Genomic DNA, 16,263 nt, shown 5'->3' with positions numbered 1-16,263 from the left:
AACTGCGGTGTTCGAATTTTGAACACCGCAGTTTGTTTATCTAATGAAAAAGACACAAAAAAACTATATTATAGATTTATAGAGATCTTACAGATAATAAGTATCCACAAAATTAAAGAAGGACTCATTATATATTACAATATATGGGTATACTATTGGAGTGAATATAGAAGAACTCCAAACATAATGGTATAATTTAGAAAACTATTAAAAATTTAAGAAAGAGGGAGATAATAATGAAATTAAAAACACATGATGATAGACTTACCCTTACAAATGGAAGTTATCATGCTTTAGTAAATGCAAGAAAGCCTAAAGGAATTGAAGATAAAAAAGCTTATTTAATCGGTACTGGAATTGCTGCTTTAGCTGCTGGTTGTTTTTTAATTCGTGATGCTCACATGGATGGCAGCAAGATTACCTTCTTAGAACAATTAGATATTCCTGGTGGATCTTTAGACGGTCAAGTTCGTCAGAATGCGGGATATGTAGCACGTGGTGGACGTGAAATGGGTCATTGTTTTGAAGTTTTATGGAGTTTATTCAGTTCATTACCATCTACAGAAGATCCTAATATGACTGTTTTAGATCATTTTTATTATACAAACTACGATGATCCAAACTTTAGTAATTGTCGTATTACTAAAAATAAAGGTGAACGTTATGACAATGGCAAATTCAATTTGGGTCAAGACTTGGCAAAAGAATTAGCTGCTTTTGTAAATATGACAGATGAAGAACTTGAAGATAAAGCTATTGAAGATCTTCTTTCTGAAGACCTTTTAAACACTGATTTCTGGACATATTGGAGAACAATGTTTGCTTTTGAAAATTGGCATAGTGCTTTAGAAATGAAATTATATATGAATCGTTTTATCCACCATGTTGGGGGATTGCCAAGTCTTTCTGCTCTACAATTTTCAAGACATGACCAATATACTTCATTTGTAAAACCTATGGTTAAATATTTAGAAGACCATGGTGCTAAATTTGAATATGGAGTTACTGTTGATAATGTTGAATTCTCAATTTCAGATGATAAAAAGGTTGCAAAGAAAATAGTTGCAACAGATAAAACTGGAAAAGATATTTCTATTGATTTAACAGAAAACGACTTAGTATTTATTACTAATGGTTCTATGACTGAAGGTTCAGGATATGGTGATGACAATACTCCTGCACCATTTAATAGAGAACCAGAAGGATGCTGGAAGTTATGGAGAAATATAGCAGCTCAATCAGATGAATTTGGAAGACCAGATAAATTCTGTACAGATACAGAAAAATCTAATTGGGAATCTTGTACAGTAACTTGTCATGATGAACGTGTTCCTGAGTACATTGAAAAAATCACAAAACGCTCACCATATGGTGGACGTACTGTAACAGGTGGAATAGTTACAGCACTTGATTCTTCATGGTTGATGAGTTGGACAATAAACCGCCAAGAACAATATTATGGACAACCAGAAAAAGATGTTTTAGTTTGGGTATATGGTTTATTCTCTGATGTCCCTGGAGATTATATTAAAAAGCCTATGAGAGATTGTACTGGTAAGGAAATCACAAAAGAATGGTTATATCATATAGGAGTTCCTACAGATAAAATTGAAGAATTAGCAGGATCATGTAGCGCAGTTCCTGTTATGATGCCATTTATCACATCTCAATTTATGCCTCGTGCAGCTGGAGATCGTCCATATGTTGTACCAAAGAATGGAGTAAACTTTGCTTTCCTTGGACAATTTGCTGAAACATTGGATGATCCAGGCCGTGATACTGTATTTACTATAGAATATTCAGGACGTACAGCTATGGAAGCAGTATATGTTTTAACTGGAGTTGAAAAAGGAGTTCCTGAGGTATTTGGTTCAAGATATGATATTCGTTATTTATTAAATGCTGGTGTATGTTTATTAGATGGAGAAAAACCAAAACTTGATTTACCACCAATGGCTAAACGTAAAGTTTTAAAACAAGTAGCAGGAACAGACATTGAAAAGTTATTAAAAGAATATGGAATTATTTAATGCCATTTGCAGTTAGATAATTTGATTAAAATCCCGAATTTTAAAAAAATCGGGATTTTAATTTATATGTAGTTATTATTCATATTGATACTTGGTATATTAACAATATAATAGAATTATCATACGAAGGAGGAAACTTTTGTGAAAGAAAAAACAGAGATCAAGCAAGGTTATATTCCTACTATAGAAGAAATGCAAAATCGGTATGAAGACGATTTGCGAAAAGAAGCCTTAAAATCATTGGAATATGAGAATAATAAAAAAATAGAAGAACAAGGGGCATTTTTTAAAGCTTTTCGAAAATTTGAAGAAAGGGATTATGATATTCCTCCTGATTCTAAAAAAAATAATGTGTATTATGAAAAATATAAAACTTATGTAGAAGAAGAAACAGAAAATAAGGGCAAAAAGATACAAGAAATTGAAAATTCAATTGGATATGAACAGTTTTTCCTTAGTTGGGAAAGAAGAGTTAATAGCGAAAGTAATAATTATAGTCATTATGGCAGTAATTCAGCTACAAGATATAGAGTTGATTGCATAAAAAGACTAGAAAAAGAGCTGGAGACAATTTTAGAAAATTCTCCGGAAGCATGGGAATTTTATTATAAACGTCAATTGACAAGTGATATAGAAACCCAACATCAGCAGCGTTTGGTAACTGTACCTTATGTAGTTAAAGCAAAACAAAAAGTAATAGATTCGCTGAATTTAGGTGTTCCTGTATATATTGTTGGACATTTGGGAAGTGGAAAAACACAATTAGCAACTGAAGCAGCTCTAGATTTTACTATTCAAAATAGAATACAAAGAGAATTAGAAGATAAAATGGAAGATTGGTTTTCTAGAAATCCAAGTGCCACAGAAAAAGATGCTATTGAAAAATTTGAAGAATTTAATGAAGAAAGAAAACTTTACTATAAAAATATTTTAACTAATGGAAGTAAAGATGAAATAGAATCTTTACAACCACTATTTATATCTGGATCCCATAATTTAACTTATGAAGATATGTTTGTAGAGAAAACTTTGACCCTCAAACACAGTTTTTCTAAAGGATCTTATTCGGATTATCTGAATATGATTATAGGAGATTTTTATGAGTGGATGGATGAGCATAGAACTAGACTAGAGAAGATGACTGATGAAGAGCAGTTGCAGCTTAAGATTCAAATATGGAAGAGCTTTTCTGATTTATTGGTAGCAAGTAATAGCGCTTTTGGTACCGAAATCAAAAAAATAGAAAGAGAAATTTTGATTGCAGTAAAAGAAGGTCGCCCTGTAATTGTAGACGAATTAAATACAATTGCCATGCAAAACTTAATTGCTTTAAATGATATTCTACAGCGTCATGCAGGAAATACAGCTTATATCACAGGAGTTGGTCCTGTTTTGATTAAGCCTGGATTTGGATTTATTGGTACAGGAAACCTGTCAAGTCAAATGGTCAATTATGAAGGAACCAATGAGTTAAATCCAGCCTTTAAATCACGTTTCGTAACCATTGAATATAATTATGTACCTCAAAATACAATTGGTTCTTTAGAAGATCAAGAGTTGCCAGAAAAAAATGAACTTTTTAGAATAATAATAGCGCGATTAACTGACAGAAATGGAAATATCCATCTTCCTAATTCCAAAAGAACATTAGAAGAATTGTTTAGATTTTCTCAATTGTGCAGGGTTACTCAAAACGTTTTTATGGGGAAATGGAAAGATGACGAAGCCCAAGAAGATTGCGGAATAGATGAACTAGAGTTGAGAGAGTCTGTATTATCAATTCGTAATATTTTACACGTTTTAGATAATTGGAATAAAGGAGAAGAAAAAGACTTGAGTAAAGCTTTGTGGGATGGCTTTATTAGTTCAATCACTTATCCTGACGATCAAAACTATATTCTTTCACAAGCAGTACGTTTTGGATTTTTCCCTATGGGAGAGGGATGGAAGGTTGAGACAAAAGGCATAGGAGAAGCAACCACAACATATGATGAAATTCGAACTCGTCCATATCACTATGTTCGCCCATTAACAGAAACTTTAAGTTATTTAGATGTAGTTCATCTTATATTTGGAAAAGGAACGCCAAGAAAAACTTTGCCAAAAGGACTAAAAGAAACTTTTGAAGCTGCTATTGATGATTCATCGCGAATTGATGCCATAGAGTATCAAAAATTAGATCAACAATTATTTCATTTAGAGCATTCAAAAGATCTACTTGAATACTTAGAAGATAATGGAGAAGAAAAATGAAAATAAATTTATCAGTAGACGAAAAGGAGTTTAAGAGTCAAGTTAAAGATCTAAGAGAAAAATTGAATGAATGCCAAAGAGATGGAATTTTAGATGATAGATTTAAAGAACAATTAAATAAACTTTTAAAAATAGAAGAAGAGTTATTGACTGATTTAATTCCCTATTATCGAGTTTATGCAAATGATATCCAAAAAACTTCAATGAGGATAAATCCAATAAAACAATTGGGAGCTTTTAGTTTTGATAGTTTTTTACAAACTATATTGAGGATTAATAAAAACCTTTTTATTACAAGTAGTATAGATAGAAAAGTTCAATTTTTTTATATAGATATTGTAGATGATTTTTCTGATCATAAACAAATTGAAGTAGAGTGGAGTCCTCCTATTAAAGAAATAAAAGAGACGATTTCCTTTATATATAAATTGAATGACAAAGAAATTTTGCTTTTAGGGGTCAGAGGAGGATGCTATCTACTTTCAAGCGATAATTTTGATAAGCTGCCTAATGTTAATGAGGAGATTAAAGTTAAAAGGATTCAAGCAAATTATGACTTTAATGGATTTGGAAGATGTTTAGCAATTAGAGATGGTTTATTTGTAGTGGAAAATGGAGATGAAAAGTTAAATTTATTTGAAATAATAAAAGAAAGTGATAAATATAGTTTGTTTTTTTATAAATATATATATTCCACTATTCCAGATTGGACTACACTAGAAAAAATAAATGAGGATTATTTTGTAGTTGGAACAAAGACGGGAAAATTATATTTTATCAAATATGAGAACAGAGAATTTATTGTTATAGAAAAAATTGATTTTCTAAATGATGAAATAAGGCAAATTAGATTCTTAGAGGATGAAAATGGTAATAAGAATTTCATTATAGTGGCAGGGAATAAAGGGCAGCTTAAGATATTTTCTTTATATGAGGATTCAAAAAATATAAAAATAGAATTGAATGATTTGAAAGGCAATTTGTTTGACATTCGATCTAAAAAAGGCACAGCTGTAGTTTTAAGTGAAGATGGAATTATATACTTACTTGAAGAGAATTTTGGAAATTGGTATCTAAATGAAGATGCAACGATTAAAGACATCTTTTTTACTAATGTCTTTAAATTAGATGTTTCAAAATATTTACTCATGGATATAGAAGGTAAATTAAATCTATTGTACATTGATCGAATTGACACACCAAAAGACTTGTGGAATCTGCCGCTGTATTAATAGGAGGGGATGAGTATGTTTGACTTTGATGAACAAACACTAATTGAAGAATCTAAAAAACATTGCGAAGAGTTTTTGCAAAAAGAACAACGCTCATTAGCCACATTTACAGGAGATTCTAGTTTGATGTATATTCCTGATTCAAAACTACAAAGATTTTTATTAGACCCTTCCAAGGGAGTTTTATATTTGCCCTTGGAAAGTTTTTTGGATAGAAAATTAGATGATAATCAAATTATGTGGCATATCTATTATGAGCTAGCATTATATCCTGATTGGAAAAAGCAAACTAAAAAATATCTGAATAGAAAAAAAGATTGGCAGAAAGAAATTGATCACATGACAAGCTATATTATGACTAGAGTAAAAAAAGAAGGACTAGAAGATGATCTTGCATACCAACCAAAAATTATTTCTAATTATGTGAGAAAAGAAATTTTTGATTTGTTACATCTAGTGGATAAACAGACATCATTTCTAAGAGTTTTGCAAATGTGTCCTATATATAGGGATGAAGAAAATTTTAAAAAAATTGTTTCATATATGAGAAAAACAGGTAAGACCATTGAGTCAATTTCTCAAATGCCTAGACATAGAGCTTTTGCAAATAGCTTTTTTATTATTGAATTATATAAAATAGAGCCTAAAATTGAAGAGTGTGTTGAAAGTCCCTTTGATAGAAAAATTTTCAATCAGCCTTTTTTTGATTTTATTCATTATCAATTAGTTAGACAGATAAATAATAGTCAAGGAATTATAGAGAGAGATCCATTCATTCGTTCTTTCATCTTTCCAACTTTTGAGCAATTGTGGAAGCAAGAAATTGATGAAATGATGTTATATAAATCAAAAGGACAAAAAGAAGAGCAAGTTAAAGGAAGTGAAAATCCTTTTGAACAGTCAAAAGCAGATGAGATACCAGATTCACTGGAATCTACTCAAGAAGAAGTGGAAAAGATTTTAGAAGAAATGATAGATCAACAAGATCAAATAAGTACGTGCATACAAAATACCATGCAAGGTAAAGTAGATTTAGAGCCTTATGGGATTAGCCAATCAGATCAACAATTGTTTCAATTTTATTCAAATAAAATGAAATTGGAAAGAGAACAAATGCGTCAATTTTGGAAAAAGTTGATAGGGGACGCAAAAAAAGAAGTGAGTGTAAAAAAAGATGGTCAAGTAAAGGGAAAACTAGATGTGGATAGCTTTATTAATTTTTATCCGGATTTTGTAGAAGCTGAAAAAAAGGGGAATTATAAAAACCTTCTGATTTTTAATAGATACTTACTAGAAACTCAAGCAGATATATTGCCTGAAAGAATAGAGATTTCTTTTGTTATAGATAATTCAGGATCAATGAATGCGTCAAAAATTGAGGCGTCAAGAAAAGCTTTGGCAGTGACTTTGTTGTCTATAGATGATTTTAATAGATATCTGAAAAGCAATGCAGAACAATTGAATCAAAAAGTAGAAGTTTTAAGTGAAACCTGGTTTTTTGGCAGTAAGTATTATAATGTTAAAGAATTTAACGATAAAAATGTGAAGGAAAAAGAAAAAAGCGACATAATTCGCTCAATTGTAAAGCTAGATGCAACAGATGGAGCAACTGATGATGCAAGTTGCCTTAGAGAAATATCCAATAGAATTACATCTATACAGGAAAGTGAACTCAAAAAAGGAAAACAAATAAAGATAGTCTTCGAAATTACAGACGGTGCATCAAGTTTTCCAGGATCAGCAAAAGAAGCCGTACAAGAATTATTATCTAAAAATGTTGAAGTCTATGCATTTCAAATAGGAAAGAATAGCGAAACAAATGAAAAAATATTTAACTTCGTATGGAATGAAGGATACAAACAACCACACGGAGTAATGATTGGTGAACAAGTAGAAAGACTACCAAAAGAATTGCTAAAAGCAGTAGGAAAAAATATGCAGTCTATTTTTAATAATTAGTTGGATAAGCATAAAATCAAAACCTTCATGTTAATTCATCAATTTATATGAGATAATATCTCTAACGTCAACAAAGGAGGTCATCTCGAGTGAAATAGGAATAGATATGTATGAAAATATAAAATATTACAAGGATATACAGTATAAATACCGGAAATATATAGACATTTGAGTTCATGAAATAAAAACTAATAAATTATCTTATTACAAAAAAATACTAGTCTACCACTAAGAAAATGCTATATACTTATGGTATCATTATTGTAGTACCTCCACGTGTGAGGGAAGTTTCTGTGGATATGGAGTGGCGGTATCTGATTTTAAGAATCCGGTTATTAAGTGGAATATAAACTATACTTATATTCAAAAAGATGGAATTAATCAGGATTTTGGAATTTATGATGATCCAGACAGTTTTTTTCAAAGCATTCTCAGCAATTTAAAATAGTAAAGAAGTTTGCTTACCAGAATAAATGAAACAAACAATCAAAAATCAAAAAAGTTCTTTAGATAAAAAAATAAGTTAAATAGAATGCGGCAAGAGGTTTAATTTAAACCACTTACTGTTTTCTATTTATTTAAATTAAACTTATATTTCAGAAGTTTATTTGAATAATACTTTTAAATATTTTTGACAATGCTATAATACTTAATTAATCATATTTAAATGTATATACATTTAAATATGATTAATTATTTTTCCACTATACGAACTAAGTGTATAGTTAGATATAGCAGTTCATCATTAGAAATTTTTTTATTTAATATTTTTTTTACGTATTTTCCAATTAATTTAGCACACTTAACTTCTTCAGGATATTCTTTTATAATTTGTTCAAAAATAAATGTCTCTTTAGATTCAATCAAGGTGTCATCCAGTAAACGCTGAACAAAGAACTGTAAATGGGTTAAGAATCTGGAATAGTTAAGTGAATCTTTATCAATTGTTATATTGAATTATATTAAAAATATCTTTTAACATTTTTATTGTGAGCATTGTATTTTGCATTACGGCTTCATCTGTTTGTGCATTAACAAAATGGAATGCAATATTGCCTGCTTCTTCTTCTGGTAAATTTACATTAAGGTTATCATTAATATATTCAACTGCATATTTTCCTATTTTAAATTCCTCTGGATAAAATTTTTTTAACTCCCATAGCAAACGATTTTGTAATGTTATATTTTTTTTATATCTTGTAAGTGCATAAGAGATGTGATCTATTAGTGTAATGAAAATTTGGTCATTTAATTTTCCACCTAATTTTTTACTGGCGTATTGTATAATATCATTAGTAATTTCAATATATTCATTAGGAGTTTCTTCAATAAGTTTTACATATTCTTTTGTGTTAGTCTCATTTTTTAATACAAATATTTTTTCTATTTTATCTACATCTATTTCTTCTCCTGATTTGCGTCTGAAACCAAGACCTTTCCCCATTACAAGAATTTCTTTATCATTTTCATCTCTTGCTAAAATAAGACTATTATTCATCACTTTAACTATTTTCATCTTATTCACCCTAAATAATTTTTATTTATATAGAAGTTTTATAAATTACTTCCATTAGTATTTATAACATTCTTATACCAATTAAAACTTTTCTTTTTTATTCTTTTCAAGTCTTTTAAATTAGATTCATCTCTATTAACATATATAAAACCATAACGCTTGCTATATCCTTGATGTGTACTCACAACATCAATTACAGACCATGGACAGTAGCCAATAACATCTACACCATCATTAATTGCTAACTTAAGTTGTTCTAAATGCTTTTTAATATAATCAATTCTATAATCATCATTTATAATTTTATTTTCTTCTATAACATCAGGTGCACCAATTCCATTTTCAGTAATTAGAATGGGTAAATTGTATCTTTCACATACTTTTCTTAATGTCAATCTAAGACCTATAGGATCAATAACCCATCCATATTTTGTTTTAGAAACATAAGGATTTTCTGCAGGGCGATATACACCTTGCTCACCTAACATTATTTGTTGATCACCAGCTCTAGCAGATATATCAGAAGAATCACCTTTGCTTTCTGAAATTGTAGCTGTTGAGTAGTAGTTAATAGCTATAAAATCAGGTTTAGCACTGCTTAGGATTTTCATATCCTCATCTAATATAGTAGGTTGTAAATTTCTATCTACTAAATAACTCCAAGCTAGTTTATTATATCTTCCCCATACGGCTATATCAAGAAAACTCCAGCAACGAATAGTTTCCCAATTATGAGCTGCAATAGCATCGGAAGGATTACAGGTTTCAGCATACATTGCGGTTGTATTAATAGCTGGACCTATATTAGCATTTGGATACATTTCATGACACAAATTCATTACTTTTGCTTGAGCTAAAAGCATATGATGATTTTGTTGATATAATTCTTTTTTAGAAGGTAAAGATTTTCCTTTAGGCATTCCTATAGCACCGGGATGAAGTATCATAGTATTTTGTTCATTTATTGTTAGCCAGTATTTTATCTTTGATCCAAAAGATTTGAATAATACTTTTGAGTATTCAACAAAGGCATTAATTGTATCACGGTTATTCCAGCCTCCCTTTTCTTCTAATGAATATGGTAAATCAAAATGAAACATTGTAACTACTGGTTCTATATTATATTTTAGTAGTTCATCTATTAGATCACTATAGAATTTAATTCCATCTTGATTAATTTCACCAATTCCATTAGGAATAATTCTAGTCCATGCTATAGAAAAGCGGTATGCTTTTAATCCAAGTTCTGCAAAAAGTTTTATATCTTCTTTAAATCTATGGTAGTGATCACTAGCAATTTTAAAATCTGCTGTACCTTCAGGATGTTCACACATATCTATTATTGATAATCCTTTACCATCCTCATTCCAAGCTCCTTCTACTTGATAAGCAGAGGTAGAACCCCCCCACAAAAAGTTTTTTGGAAATCCTTTAATATTTTTATATAGCATTTATAATTTCTCCTTTCAATAAGTTAAGCCTAGAAATAGAATTTTTATAATATTTATTATTTAATTTTTATAATGTTATTACCAAATGTAACTTCATTTTCTTTTTCACCTACTATTGCTTCGTATTTATCTGAATTACAAATGATTACTGGAGTAACAGTATCATAACCTAATTTTTTAATTTCATTTATATCGAATTCTATTAATTTATCTCCAATTTTAACTCTATCTCCGCTTTTTACAAAAGACTTAAAATGCTTTCCTTCAAGATTTACTGTATCAAGTCCTATATGAATTAAAATTTCAACCCCATTATCTCCTTGTAGTGCAACAGCATGTTTTGATTCTAGTACAGTTGAGACTATTCCTTCAATTGGAGATACTACATTGCCATTATTAGGTAGTATAGCCATACCTTTTCCTAAAAGTTCACCTGAAAATACATCATCATTAACTTGAGTTAATGGAATTAATTTTCCAGAAAGGGGACTAGCAATTTCAATTATATTAGTATCAGATATAGTAGTTTCATTTTTATTAGTGACAGAAGTTTTTATAGATTCCTCATCTATTGAATCTTCAAAACCTAAAATCCAAGTTAATATAAATGTAACTACAAAAGCAATTAAACAAGTAATTAAAGCATGTATTATATTCATTGGATTTTTACCAATAAAGGCTGGAAGAGCTGCTAATCCTGGTGAAACAAATGCATAACGGACAAGACCAGAAAGTCCTGCATATATTCCTCCACATCCACCACCAATCATAGCTGCTATTAATGGTTTTTTTAGTTTTAAAGTAACTCCATAAAGTGATGGTTCTGTTATACCTAATAATGCTGTTGTACCAGCTGAGCCTGCAAGTTGTTTTAAATTTTTGTTTTTACTCTTTACGGCGACACATAAAGTAGCTGCACCTTGAGCTATATTTGAAGCTAACATACCAGGTCCATTTATCATTTCTGAACCATTGTTAGTTAATTGCATTGTAGCAATAGGAGTCATAGCCCATGCTGTACCAGTTACAACAAGGAAAGGTTGAAATGCTCCCATAAGCAAAGGTATCAACCAGCTAGCTTTTCCGTTAATAAATGCTGCGCCAGCAGCAACTAAATCGTTTAAATATGTACCAAAAGGACCTATAACAATTAAAGCAAGTGGAGCTGTAAGTAATAAAATTATCAATGGTTTAGTAAAGAATTTAATAATTGATGGTGATATTTTTTCTGCAAATCTTTCTATATAAGACATTGCCCAGACAGTAATAATTATTGGTAATACAGAACCTGCATAATTGGTTAATCTTACAGGTATACCTATAAAATGTACTGCTTTTCCAGATGTCATAAGAGATGTTAAATTAGGATGTAATAATGCTCCAGCGATAGTTATTGCTAATATGGGATTACATTCAAATTTAATTGCTGCACCATATGCTAATAGTATTGGCATAAAGAAAAATGCTGCATCTGCAATAGTGTCTAATAGATAATAAGTTTGACTATCAGCAGATAAAAGGCCTGTTAAGCTTAAAATAGATAATACAGCTTTAATCATACCAGCACCTGTAATTGCTGGTATCATAGGTGTAAATGTTGTTGATATAACGCTTATAAAACGTGAAACTATATTTTCTTTTTCTACATTTTTATTGTGTTGCTTATTTGGAGAGTTAATAAGATCTGATGTCTCATTAATTATGGCTCTGTAAGATGTTTGAACATCATTTCCAATAATGACTTGGAATTGACCACCTTTATCAACCACACTTATAACTCCGGGTAAATTTTCAAGGTTTTTCATTTGAACCTTTGATTTATCATTTAGTTCAAATCTAAGTCGTGTTGCACAATGAGTAAGTTTGTTTACATTTTTGGCCCCACCTACAAGTTCTAATACTTGAAGGCCAACTTTTTTATAATCCATAATTTTTCCTCCTATATTAAAATTAAAAATAAAAAAAGACCAAAATAAAATGTATTTCTCATAAAAGAAATCCATTTTTATTTTGGTCTTGCCTGCATTACCAGTAACATGCCTTAACAAAAATGTGTTAAAACATATGAAATTGTTTACTTGCATATATAATAACATAGATTTATTATGCATGCAATATATATCTTGTAATAAATTTAATTATTATGAGTTAAATTGTAGAATTTTGAATTCAAGTAAATAAAGCATATATAGGAATATTTTAAGAAAAGTGAAATTGATTAGTATCAAAATGTGTATATAAGCATTGAAAAGGCAGTACTATTGATAATAGGTATAAGCCCCAAAAAAGACATAGATAGCAGTTGATGATTAAAAGAATTAAAGGTCAGAGAAATTTTCTGTATTTCTATAAATGAGAACTAGCATGGCAATGAAAATGATTTAAATAAACTATATAGTAATATAATATCAAAATAATTGATTCAGAAAAACATATTTATTATATGATTTTCATATAGTAAAAGAGATTTGTAGAATATGCTTAAGGTTAAGAAGCTCTAGTTATAAAAACTCGTTGCAGAAACATATTTATGGACTATTTTAATTAAAAGGGAGGCATATTTATGTTATTTAAAACTATGGAGCAACATGAGAAGTTGAGGATAAAAATTAGAGAGTTTGCTGAAGAAGAAGTTAAGCCTATTGCATTTATGCTGGATCAAGAAAATAAATTCCCTTTAGAATCAATTCATAAGTTAGCTGATATGGATATGATGGGGATACCATATCCAAAAGAATACGGTGGAGCAGGTTTAGATGTAATAAGCTATGCAATAGCTGTTGAGGAATTATCAAGAGTAGATGGTGGTACAGGTGTAGTTCTCTCCGCTCATACATCTCTAGGTTCATATCCAATTTTTGCTTACGGAACAGAGGAGCAAAAGCAAAAATATCTAGTTCCATTGGCAAAAGGAGAGAAGATTGGAGCCTTTGGTCTTACGGAGGAAAATGCAGGTAGTGACGCTGGAGGTACAGAGACTACGGCTGTTTTAGAAGGGGATAATTATGTTTTAAATGGAGAAAAGATTTTTATCACCAATGCAGGTGAGGCAGATATTTATGTTATTTTTGCAGTTACTACACCTAATATAGGTACTCGCGGCATTAGTGCCTTCATTGTTGAGAAAAGTTTTCAAGGATTTAGTTTTGGAAAACATTATGATAAGATGGGTATTCGTTCTTCTGCTACTGCAGAGTTAATTTTAAACGATGTTAAAGTTCCTAAGGAAAATCTATTAGGTAAAGAGGGTGAGGGTTTTAAGATTGCTATGTCTACCTTAGATGGTGGTCGTATTGGTATTGCAGCTCAAGCCATAGGAATTGCTCAAGGAGCATATGAAAATGCACTTGAGTATTCAAAAGAAAGAATTCAGTTTGGCAAACCTATTTGTCACCAACAGATTATTGCTTTTAAGTTAGCAGATATGGCTACAAAACTTAGAGCAGCTAGATTACTTGTTTATAGTGCAGCAGATATGAAAGAAAATCATGAGCGTTATAGTATGGAAGCTGCTATGGCAAAACAATATGCTTCTGATGTTTGCTTAGAGATTGTCAACGATGCTCTTCAAATATTTGGTGGAAGTGGCTATATGAAAGGTATGGAAGTTGAGCGCGCCTATAGAGATGCTAAGATTTGTACAATATATGAAGGAACTAATGAAATTCAACGTGTTGTTATAGCTGCCAATATTATAGGTAAAATGCCAAAAACTAAGAATACAGGTCAAACTTATAAAAATAAATCTGCTACAGGTTATCGTAAAAAGACGATTTTTAAGAAAGGAACTCCTAAAGAAAGAGTGGATGCACTTGTGGAAGCTCTTAAAGCAGATGGTTATGATTTTACAGTTGGAATTCCTATAGATGCTCCTATAAATAAAGCTGAAAGAGTAGTCAGTGTAGGATTAGGTATAGGAAAAAAGGAAAATATGAAACTTATAGAAGATTTAGCAGTTCAAGCTGGCGCAGCTATAGGCTCTTCTCGTCCAGTAGCAGAAACACTTAAATATGTACCATTGAATAGATACATTGGTATGTCTGGGCAAAAATTCACAGGAAATTTATACATTGCTTGTGGTATTTCAGGTGCAATTCAACATTTGAAAGGTATAAAGGAAGCTTCTACAATTGTTGCTATAAATAATAATCCTAATGCTAAAATCTTTAAGAACTCAGACTATGGAATTGTTGGAGATTTGATGGAAATATTACCATTGCTTACTGATGCTTTAGACAACGGAGAACCTAAGAAGGCAGCACCCCCAATGAAAAAAATGAAAAGGGCTGTTCCAGAAAAAGTTCGTCCAACTTGGAAATATTACGTATGTAATGGATGCGGTTATGAATATGATCCTAGCGTAGGAGATCTTGAAGGTGACATAACTCCAGGTACAATCTTTGAGAATATGCCTAAGGATTGGACTTGTCCTGCTTGTGGCGAAGGAAAAGATATGTTTATAGAAGCTTGATTTTTATAAATAAATAGACATAATAATGTGCTTTTAGCGTAAAGGAGGATTTAATCTATGTATTGTGTTAGAAATATAACTGAAGATCTTTATTGGATTGGTGGTAATGATCATAGACTTGCTCTATTTGAAAATATTCATCCCATTGAGAGAGGTGTTTCCTATAACTCTTATCTACTTTTAGATGAGAAGACAGTACTATTTGATACAGTTGACTGGTCAATTTGCCGTCAATTCATTGAGAACATTAAAGGGGTTTTAAAAGATAGAACTTTAGATTACATGGTAATAAATCATATGGAACCAGATCATGCAGCTTGCATTGAAGAAATTATTCTTCGTTATCCAGATGTAAAGATTGTGTGTACTGAAAAAGCTTCCATGTTTATGCATCAATTTGATTTTAACGTTCAAGACAGAGTAGTAAAGGTTAAAGAAGGAGATAATATGTCCTTTGGTAAACATAATGTTGCATTTATGTTTGCTCCAATGGTACATTGGCCAGAAGTTATGGTAACATATGATACCACTAATGGTGTATTATTCTCTGCTGACGCCTTTGGTACTTTTGGTGCATTAGATGGTAAAATGTTTAATGACGAGGTGGACTTTGATAGAGATTGGATTGATGAAGCTAGAAGATATTATACAAACATTGTAGGTAAGTACGGTGTTCAAGTTCAAGCTCTTTTGAAGAAAGCTAAAAAACTTGATATTAAGATTATCTGTCCGTTACATGGACCAGTATGGCGTAGTGATTTAGGATATTTCTTAGATAAGTACGATAAATGGAGTCGATATGAGCCTGAGGAAAAGGGTGTAATGATTGTTTATGGAACAATGTATGGCAATACCGAAGCTGCTGCCAATAATTTAGCAACAAAGTTAGTTAAAAGAGGAATAATTAATGTGGTTATGTATGATGTTTCAAAAACTCATGTTTCATATTTGATTTCTGAGACATTCAAATATAGTCATGTAGTTCTTGCTTGTGTAACTTATAACTTAAAGATTTATCCACCAATGTTAGGATATATAATGGATATAAAGGCATTAAATCTTCAAAAACGTACTTTTGCTCTTATAGAAAATGGTTCTTGGGCTCCTCAATCAGGAAAACTAATGCGTAAACATTTAAGTGATATGAAAGAAATGACTATTTTAGATAATGATATATCAGTCAATTCCAGTGTGAAAGAACAGGATGAAGATTCAATTGATGACGTTGCTGATAGTATTATTCAGTCAATGAAATAATTTTATAAAAATATAAATTTAGGACCAATTCATGGACAATTCTGGTGAGTTGGTCCTTTTTGAATATTTGTCAAAAACAAAAGAAAGTGTTATA

The 16,263-nt window shown here is 30.6% G+C and carries 10 protein-coding genes; 6 read left to right on the top strand and 4 right to left on the bottom strand.

Annotated features, from left to right (window positions below; all coding sequences use genetic code 11):
- Nucleotides 1-236 precede the first annotated feature (236 nt).
- The 4 genes from ACYUDJ_RS16325 to ACYUDJ_RS16310 all read left to right on the top strand — a co-directional run bounded on the left by ACYUDJ_RS16325 (nt 237) and on the right by ACYUDJ_RS16310 (nt 7,474).
- Complete coding sequence (locus ACYUDJ_RS16325) at nt 237-2,030, top strand: oleate hydratase (protein ID WP_003484139.1); 1,794 nt, start codon at nt 237-239, stop codon at nt 2,028-2,030.
- Between the two features lie 141 nt (nt 2,031-2,171).
- On the top strand, nt 2,172-4,283 hold the full coding sequence (locus ACYUDJ_RS16320) for a hypothetical protein (protein ID WP_003484141.1): 2,112 nt from the start codon (nt 2,172-2,174) through the stop codon (nt 4,281-4,283).
- The gene (locus ACYUDJ_RS16315) at nt 4,280-5,515 is read left to right on the top strand and encodes a hypothetical protein (RefSeq protein WP_003484143.1); all 1,236 of its coding nucleotides are present in this window, start codon (nt 4,280-4,282) and stop codon (nt 5,513-5,515) included. The genes ACYUDJ_RS16320 and ACYUDJ_RS16315 overlap by 4 nt, the downstream gene beginning before the upstream one ends.
- A gap of 15 nt (nt 5,516-5,530) precedes the next feature.
- Nucleotides 5,531-7,474 carry a vWA domain-containing protein gene (locus ACYUDJ_RS16310; RefSeq protein ID WP_003484145.1) on the top strand — a complete coding sequence of 648 codons (1,944 nt, stop codon included), beginning with the start codon at nt 5,531-5,533 and terminating at the stop codon, nt 7,472-7,474.
- A gap of 693 nt (nt 7,475-8,167) precedes the next feature.
- Here ACYUDJ_RS16310 and ACYUDJ_RS16305 read toward each other — a convergent pair.
- Genes ACYUDJ_RS16305 through ACYUDJ_RS16290 form a run of 4 tightly spaced genes read right to left on the bottom strand, consistent with a single transcriptional unit; the run spans nt 8,168 to nt 12,369 of the window.
- On the bottom strand, nt 8,168-8,419 hold the full coding sequence (locus ACYUDJ_RS16305; RefSeq protein ID WP_460289668.1) for a PRD domain-containing protein: 252 nt from the start codon (nt 8,417-8,419) through the stop codon (nt 8,168-8,170).
- A complete protein-coding gene (locus ACYUDJ_RS16300; protein WP_460289665.1) occupies nt 8,415-8,990 on the bottom strand; it encodes a PRD domain-containing protein in 576 nt (191 codons plus the stop codon). Before ACYUDJ_RS16300 ends, ACYUDJ_RS16305 begins: the two co-directional genes overlap by 5 nt.
- A gap of 38 nt (nt 8,991-9,028) precedes the next feature.
- Complete coding sequence (locus ACYUDJ_RS16295) at nt 9,029-10,441, bottom strand: glycoside hydrolase family 1 protein (RefSeq protein WP_003484151.1); 1,413 nt, start codon at nt 10,439-10,441, stop codon at nt 9,029-9,031.
- A 56-nt stretch (nt 10,442-10,497) separates the two neighbouring features.
- Complete coding sequence (locus ACYUDJ_RS16290; protein ID WP_042384457.1) at nt 10,498-12,369, bottom strand: beta-glucoside-specific PTS transporter subunit IIABC; 1,872 nt, start codon at nt 12,367-12,369, stop codon at nt 10,498-10,500.
- 635 nt (nt 12,370-13,004) lie between these two features.
- On the opposite strand from ACYUDJ_RS16290, the gene ACYUDJ_RS16285 reads away from it, so the two are divergent.
- A complete protein-coding gene (locus ACYUDJ_RS16285) occupies nt 13,005-14,912 on the top strand; it encodes an acyl-CoA dehydrogenase family protein (protein WP_003484155.1) in 1,908 nt (635 codons plus the stop codon).
- A 57-nt stretch (nt 14,913-14,969) separates the two neighbouring features.
- Nucleotides 14,970-16,169, top strand: coding sequence for an FprA family A-type flavoprotein (locus tag ACYUDJ_RS16280; protein ID WP_003484157.1), 1,200 nt, complete (start codon nt 14,970-14,972; stop codon nt 16,167-16,169).
- Nucleotides 16,170-16,263 lie beyond the last annotated feature (94 nt).

This window comes from Clostridium sp. CTA-6 (assembly GCF_054768115.1).
This window is presented reverse-complemented; position numbering and strand designations above follow the sequence as displayed.

Excerpts from the sequence above, each read along its gene's own strand:
- ACYUDJ_RS16300 (WP_460289665.1), bottom strand. The coding sequence starts at position 8,990 with ATGAAAATAGTTAAAGTGATGAATAATAGTCTTATTTTAGCAAGAGAT.
- ACYUDJ_RS16325 (WP_003484139.1), top strand. The coding sequence starts at position 237 with ATGAAATTAAAAACACATGATGATAGACTTACCCTTACAAATGGAAGT.
- ACYUDJ_RS16310 (WP_003484145.1), top strand. The coding sequence starts at position 5,531 with ATGTTTGACTTTGATGAACAAACACTAATTGAAGAATCTAAAAAACAT.
- ACYUDJ_RS16290 (WP_042384457.1), bottom strand. The coding sequence starts at position 12,369 with ATGGATTATAAAAAAGTTGGCCTTCAAGTATTAGAACTTGTAGGTGGG.
- ACYUDJ_RS16295 (WP_003484151.1), bottom strand. The coding sequence starts at position 10,441 with ATGCTATATAAAAATATTAAAGGATTTCCAAAAAACTTTTTGTGGGGG.
- ACYUDJ_RS16315 (WP_003484143.1), top strand. The coding sequence starts at position 4,280 with ATGAAAATAAATTTATCAGTAGACGAAAAGGAGTTTAAGAGTCAAGTT.
- ACYUDJ_RS16280 (WP_003484157.1), top strand. The coding sequence starts at position 14,970 with ATGTATTGTGTTAGAAATATAACTGAAGATCTTTATTGGATTGGTGGT.
- ACYUDJ_RS16285 (WP_003484155.1), top strand. The coding sequence starts at position 13,005 with ATGTTATTTAAAACTATGGAGCAACATGAGAAGTTGAGGATAAAAATT.